This window comes from Euzebya sp. (assembly GCF_964222135.1).
GTDB lineage: Bacteria > Actinomycetota > Nitriliruptoria > Euzebyales > Euzebyaceae > Euzebya.
This window is the reverse complement of record NZ_CAXQBR010000010.1, coordinates 71335-77535: the sequence shown is the minus strand read 5'-3', so window position 1 is coordinate 77535 and position 6201 is coordinate 71335. Positions and strand designations below refer to the sequence as shown.

At 76.5% G+C, this 6201-nt stretch carries 4 protein-coding genes; 2 read left to right on the top strand and 2 right to left on the bottom strand.

Annotated features, from left to right (window positions below; all coding sequences use genetic code 11):
• A partial coding sequence (locus tag ACEQ2X_RS03435) for an NAD(P)H-quinone dehydrogenase (RefSeq protein ID WP_370324371.1) occupies positions 1 to 1288 on the bottom strand: 1288 nt, incomplete at its 3' end.
• A 189-nt stretch (positions 1289 to 1477) separates the two neighbouring features.
• Between ACEQ2X_RS03435 and ACEQ2X_RS03430 the strand changes: the two genes are divergently transcribed.
• Both ACEQ2X_RS03430 and ACEQ2X_RS03425 read left to right on the top strand, forming a co-directional pair.
• Entirely contained in the window at positions 1478 to 3217 is a 1740-nt protein-coding gene (locus ACEQ2X_RS03430) for a BTAD domain-containing putative transcriptional regulator (protein WP_370324370.1), read from the top strand.
• A gap of 11 nt (positions 3218 to 3228) precedes the next feature.
• On the top strand, positions 3229 to 5784 hold the full coding sequence (locus tag ACEQ2X_RS03425) for a LuxR C-terminal-related transcriptional regulator (RefSeq protein WP_370324369.1): 2556 nt from the start codon (positions 3229 to 3231) through the stop codon (positions 5782 to 5784).
• On the opposite strand, the gene ACEQ2X_RS03420 is transcribed toward ACEQ2X_RS03425, so the two are convergent.
• A complete protein-coding gene (locus tag ACEQ2X_RS03420) occupies positions 5765 to 6184 on the bottom strand; it encodes a pyridoxamine 5'-phosphate oxidase family protein (protein ID WP_370324368.1) in 420 nt (139 codons plus the stop codon). The genes ACEQ2X_RS03425 and ACEQ2X_RS03420 overlap by 20 nt on opposite strands.
• Positions 6185 to 6201 lie beyond the last annotated feature (17 nt).

Sequence of the window (6201 nt, the reverse complement as noted above, 5' to 3'; positions counted from 1 at the left end):
CCCCCGCGCCGGGCGCGACGAGCGGCGCGCCGACGACGGTCCCGGAGCCCTTCAGCGCGTGGATCTTGACGAACCCGACGGTCGCCTCCTCCATCTTCGCGCGCGGGTTGCCGGCGAAGTCGAGGATGACGGTGTCCACCGGCGTGCGGGCGTCGGCGAGGTCCTCCTCGCTCATGCCGACGGTGGCGACCTGCGGGCTGGTGAACACGCACGCGGCGACCGCGTCCCAGCGCAGCGGCGCGACCGCCATGCCGAGGGCGTGGTACATCGCGTTGCGGCCCTGCATCGCCGCCACCGACGCCAGCATGATCCGGCCGGTGACGTCCCCGGCCGCGTAGATCGTCCGGACGTTGGTGCGGCTGACCGCGTCGACCTCGATCGCCCCGGCGTCGCCGATCCGCACGCCGGCGGCCTCCAGACCGAGGCGGCGGGACGCGGGCACCTGTCCGACGCACCACAGGACGTGGCTCGCCTCGATCCACTCCTCGTCGCTGCCGTCGGGCCGGCCGATCTTGACCCGCACCCCGTCGTCGGCCACCGCTGAGTCGTAGGCGCGCCGCTGGCGGTGGATCGTCATGCCCCAGCGCTCGAACTCGCCCTCGAGGACCCGCGCGGCGTCCTGGTCCTCCGACGGCAGGATCACCTCGCGGGAGCTGACGAGGTGGACGTCGACGCCGAACTTCGCGAACGCCTGTGCGTACTCCGCGCCGGTGACGCCGGACCCGACCACGACCAGGCGCTCGGGCCGGGTGCGCAGCCCGAACAGCTCGCGGGAGGTGAACACCCGCTCGCCGTCGGGTCGGAAGATCGGCAGGATCCGCGGGTTCGACCCGGTCGCGATCAGGATCGCATCCCCGGTGAACGTCTCGACGGTGCCGTCGTCGGTCTCGACCTCGACGCAGTCGGCGCCGGCGAGCCGCCCGGTGCCCCGGACGATGCGCGCCCCGGCGGCCGCGACCTTGGTCTCGATGTCGGCGGACTGGCTCAGACCCAGGTCGCGGACGCGGTCCATGACCTGGGCGATGTCGGCCTCGGCGTGCGCGGCGACGTCCTCGCCGTCGAAGTGGACCCCGAGGCGCTCGGCGGTCTCCATCGACCCCATCGCGACCGAGGACACGATCATCGCCTTCGAGGGGACGCAGTCCCACAGGACGCTGTTGCCGCCCAACCCCTCGCGCGAGATGACGGTCACGTCCGCGCCCTGCTCGGCGGCGACCAGCGCGGCCTCGTACCCGCCCGGTCCGCCCCCCAGGATCACGATCCTCTGCTGCACGCCGCTCTGCTGCACACCGGTGACCGTAGCCGAGGGCCCGGCGGCCCTGCAGCCGACACCCGCTAACGGATGGGTAACCGCAGGAGGTCCGCAACCCTCCGTCCGCGCATCCGCGTACGCGCCGGGCTGCCGGTGCGGTTCGATCGCCCTGCAGGCGGAGGACGCGGCGCGCGGGTGCCGCAGGCGGACGAGAGGACGATCGAGATGGGCACGAGCCACGAGGTGCGCTTGCGCACCGACCCCACGACGGCGGTGGAGGTCGCGGGGACGGTGATCGACCTGACACCTGCCCAGCGGGTGGTCCTCACGGCCCTGGCCGTGCAGCCCGCCCGGGGTGCGACGGACCAGGAGCTGATGGCGGCGCTGTGGCCGGACGGGCCGCCGGCCACCGGTCGCCAGTCGCTGCAGAACCACCTGTCGCACCTGCGCCGGAAGCTGCCCGGCGTCGAGGTGCGCCGGACCGGGGCCGGCTACCGGCTCGACCCCGTCCCGGTGACGGACGCCGCCGAGGTCATCGCCCGTGTCGAGGCGGGCCGTCAGGCGCGGGCCACCGGCCAGCACGCCCGTGCGGTGAGCCTGCTGCGCCCCCTCCCCCACGACGGTCGCGGGTTCTTCGCCGACGTCGCCGACCTGCCCGCGGCCCGGGCGGTCTGCGCCCACCTCGCCGAGCTGGTCGCCGACGCCGCGGAGATGCACGCCGAGGCGCTGCTGGGCACCGGCCAGCACGCCGAGGCCATCGCCCGGCTGCAGGTGCTGGTGGCGGACGACCCGGGGCGGGAGCGGCGCTGGGAGCTGCTGGTGCTGGCGCTCGACGACGCCGGTCGTCGCGGTGAGGCCGTCGAGGCGTTCCGCCGCGCCCACCGCGTCCTGGTCAACGAGTACTGCCTCGACCCCGGTCCGGGGCTGGGCGCGCTGTGGCGACGCCTCCACCGGGGCCGCACGAGCCACCCACCGCACCCCGCGGTCCCCGGATCCGCGCTCGCCGGGCGGGCCGAGGTGCTGGACCGCGTGCGCCGACGGCTCGCCCAGGGCGGCACGGCCCTCGTGCACGGCGTGGCGGGCAGCGGGCGGTCGACGGTCCTGCGCGCCGTGGGGGCCGGCTGGACCGGCCCGGTCGCCACGCTCGACGGGGCACGCGACGCCGACGGCATCCTGGCCGGCGTCCGGTCGCTGATCGTCCAGCTGGCGCCGGGCCCGGCCGTCGGCGCGGCGGGACGGGGTGGATCGATCGACCAGCTCGTCACGGAGCTGCGCACGCGTCTGGCGGAGACCCCTGGCGTGCTCGTGGTCGTGGACGACGCCGACCGGCTGAACCCGCTGGCGAGCCGCATCCTCGGGCGCGTGCTCCCCGCCGCGCACGCGGTGCTGCTGTGCGCCCAGACCGCCAGCGCGGTGCTCCCGGCCCTGGGCCGCACGCCGCTGCGGGTGGAGCTCGACCCCCTCGACCCCCCTGCGGTGCGCGCGGCGCTCGGCGCCCACGGCGTCTGCGGGGTGTCCGCCACCGCCGTCGACGTGGTGCACGCGGTCACCGGCGGCCACGTCGGGCGGATCAGCCAGCTGGCGGCCGACCTGCGCCAGGCCGGTCGTCGCCCCGCGGACCTGCTGGGCGATGACGCGTGCGGTGCGCTGCACCGCGCGGTCCAACGGCGCCTGGCCGACCTCGGCGACCGCCCGCGGATGGCGGTCGAGCTCGCTGCGGCGCACGGCGCGGAGGTGGACCTGACGGTCCTGGCGGACCTGGTCGACCCGGTCCACCTCGTCCCTGCCGTCGCCGCCGGCCTCCTCGTCGCCCTGGACGACAGCCGGCTGCGCTTCGCCCACCCGGTGCTGCACCGCGCGGTGCAGGCCGCGACCCCTCCTCCCCGCCGCCGCGAGTGGCAGGTCGTGCTGGCCGTGAGCACGGCCCCCGCGCCGGGACGACCCCAGGTGCACGCAGTCCTCTAGGCTCGGAGCCGGTGGTCCCCGACGTCCCGGCACCTGCGCAGCCCCTGGTCCCGCGGCCCGGCCTGGTCAGCCGGCTGCGCTCCCAGCGGGCGACCGTGCTGGTGGCCGGGGGCGGCTACGGCAAGTCCGCGCTCGTGGCCGAGGCGGCCCGCACCCACGTCGGTGAGACGGTCACCGTCGACCTCGCAGGCCGCCGTGGCGGCGAGGACGTCGCCCGGGCCATCCTCGCCCCCATCGGCCTGGAGCGGCTGACCGACGAGCTCGCCGACCCCGGCCCGGGGACCCGCGCGGCCATCGCCGGCGCGCTCGAGCGCCGCCGCATGCCGATCCTGCTGGTGCTCGAGGAGACCGACCCGGCGCACGGCCCGGCGATCGCGGCCCTGCTCGCGGCCGTCCCGGCCCCGCACGCGGTGATCGCCGTCGGCCGCACCCCACCCGTCGACGCGCCGCCGGCAGCCGCCGACTGGGCGGTCCTCGACCAGGAGGACCTCGCCTTCAGCGCCCACGAGGCGGAGCGGCTGCTGTCCGACGGCTACGACCTCGACCTGCCCGACCCGCTCGCCGGCCGGCTGCGCGACGCCACGTCAGGGTGGATCACCGCCCTGCACGCGGTCGGCGCGGTGCTCCGCGCCGCCCCGTCGCCGGTCGGCCTGGCGCGGTCGCTGCTCGACCAGAACGTCGTGCTGACCGACCTGGTCGACCGCATCGTCGCAGCCCTCGACGACGATGACCGCCGCACCGTGGCCTGGGTCGCCGCCCTCCCGTGGATCGACCGCCGCATCGCCCGCCGCCTGGAGGTGGAGGGCGCGGTGCTCCGCGCGACGGCCGCCGGGATCGGGTGGCGGCTGCCGGCCGCAGGGCGCTGGGTGCTGGCCGACCCGGTCCGCGAGCACCTCGCCGTCAGCCCGGACGAGGCGCAGATCCGGGCGTCGGCCGACGCCTACGCCGCCGTCGGCGCCCACCTCGACGCGGCGGCGCTGCTCAGGCGGGCCGGACTCGACGACGACGCGGCGGCGGTGCTGGCGGCGATCCCGGCGGCGGACCTCGCGGAGCTGGCGAGCGCCGACGCCGTCGCCGCCATCGAGTCGCTGCCCGATGCCGCCCGTCGAGCCCACCCCTGGCTCGAGGTCCAGCTCGCGCGGCTGCTGTCGATGCGCTCGGAGTACACCCGTCGCGCCGCGATCATCGACGGCGCCCTCCCGCGGCTCGCGACCAGTGCGCCCGCGGCCGCCCACGCCCTCGAGGCCGAGCGGCTGCGGGACCTCGCGTACTTCTCACCCGACGTCGACCCGGCGGACGTCGCGCGGGCCGAGGAGCTCCTCGAGGTCGTCACCGACGCCTCCACCCGGGCGCGGCTCGAGGTCGGCGCCGCGCTCCTCGGGCTGCGGCGTGACGGCGACGGGGGGCTCGAGCAGGCCGAGCACGGCCTGCGCCGCGCCTCGGCGGCGTTCGAGCGGGCGGGCGAGCCGCGGATGCGGGCGCTCGCCCTCCGCGAGCTCGCCTGGCTGGTGCACCTGGAGCGCGGCCGCCTCGACCTGGTGCTCGAGACCTTCGACGAGATCGAGGCGATGCAGGCGCCCGGTGCCCGCTACATCTCCTGGCGGGTGAACCGCGCCGACGCGCTGCTGTGGTCCGGCCGGATCGACGAGGCGCTGGCCGAGGTGACCGACGTCACCCGCCTGGCCGAGCTGTACCACGACGACCAGGTGGCGTCCTACGCGGCGTGGACGCTGGCGCAGATCGAGTCGATGCGGGAGCAGCCGATGCGGACACTGGCGGCGGTCCGCCGTGCCGAGCACCTGGCCGGGGAGTACATGGCGACGGCGACGGGCCCGCTGTTCCTGTCCCAGATGGCCGACGCGCTGTCACGCGCCGGGTTGGTGGCCGATGCCGCCGAGCGCCTGGACGCGGCGCTGGCACGGCGGGACGAAGACCCGCGCATCGTCGAGTCCGCCGCGTTCGGGCACGCGGCCCGGCACGGGGATCCGGAGGAGGCGGAGCGCCGCCACGAGGTGTTGGTCGACCTGGCCGTCGAGCGCTTCGACCGGCCGCGGCACCTGCTGCTCCTCGCCTACGCCCGCTGGCGGGCAGGGGCCCCTGACGCGGCAGCGGTCGCGGCCCGGGCGTTCGCCGACTACGACGCGATGGGGCTGCGGGACGCGGCGGGGGTCCACGAGCCCGTGGCCGTGCGGACCGTCCGCGCGGCGGCCGCGGCGCTCGGCGCGCCGGTGCCGCGGAGCCACGCGACGGTGTCCGCCACGGGGGCCGCGACGGGGGCGGCGGAGCTGGACCCGGTCGGCCTGGCCGGCCAGCTGGGTCTCCGGCCCCGGCAGGCGGAGGTGCTCCTGGCGCTGCGCACCGGCGCCAGCAACACCGAGATCGCCGCGCGGCTCGGCATCAGCGAGGGCACGGTCCGCAAGCACCTCGAGCGGGTCTACCGCACGCTCGGGCTGCGGTCCCGCGCCGAGGCGGTCGCGCTGCTGGCGGGCTTCGCCGCCGACGACCCCGACGAGGTCGCCGAGCACCCCCCCGACCAGGTCCGGTCGGTCAGAAGCGACGGCCGGTGATCCGGTCGACGTCGAGGCGGACGAAGTACGGCTTGAAACCGCCCGGCGCCGGCTTGAGGTGGCCCAGGCGCAGGTAGGCCTTCAGCGAGCCGTCGGCCACGACCGTGAGCGGTCCCTTGGCCACGACGCTCCACCCGCTGGCCCGCTCGGCGTAGCCGGCCGCCTGGACGTGGTCGATCTCGAACGTCACCTGCGCGGCCCGCTCCGCGGTGTCGTGCAGTTGGCCCTCGCCGGTCTGGATGATGATGGCGTGGCCGTCGAGGAGGTAGTTGACGGGGAGCAGCTCTGGCGGCGGTCCGCCGAAGGCGATGCGGCCGACGCCGTACTGGTGGTCCCGGAGCAGCGCCCAGGCCGTGTCCTCGTCGACCTCGACCAGCTTGGTCCGTGAGATGTACGTCATGGGTCGGGACCTCCCTC

Excerpts from the sequence above, each read along its gene's own strand:
- ACEQ2X_RS03430 (WP_370324370.1), top strand. The coding sequence starts at position 1,478 with ATGGGCACGAGCCACGAGGTGCGCTTGCGCACCGACCCCACGACGGCG.
- ACEQ2X_RS03420 (WP_370324368.1), bottom strand. The coding sequence starts at position 6,184 with ATGACGTACATCTCACGGACCAAGCTGGTCGAGGTCGACGAGGACACG.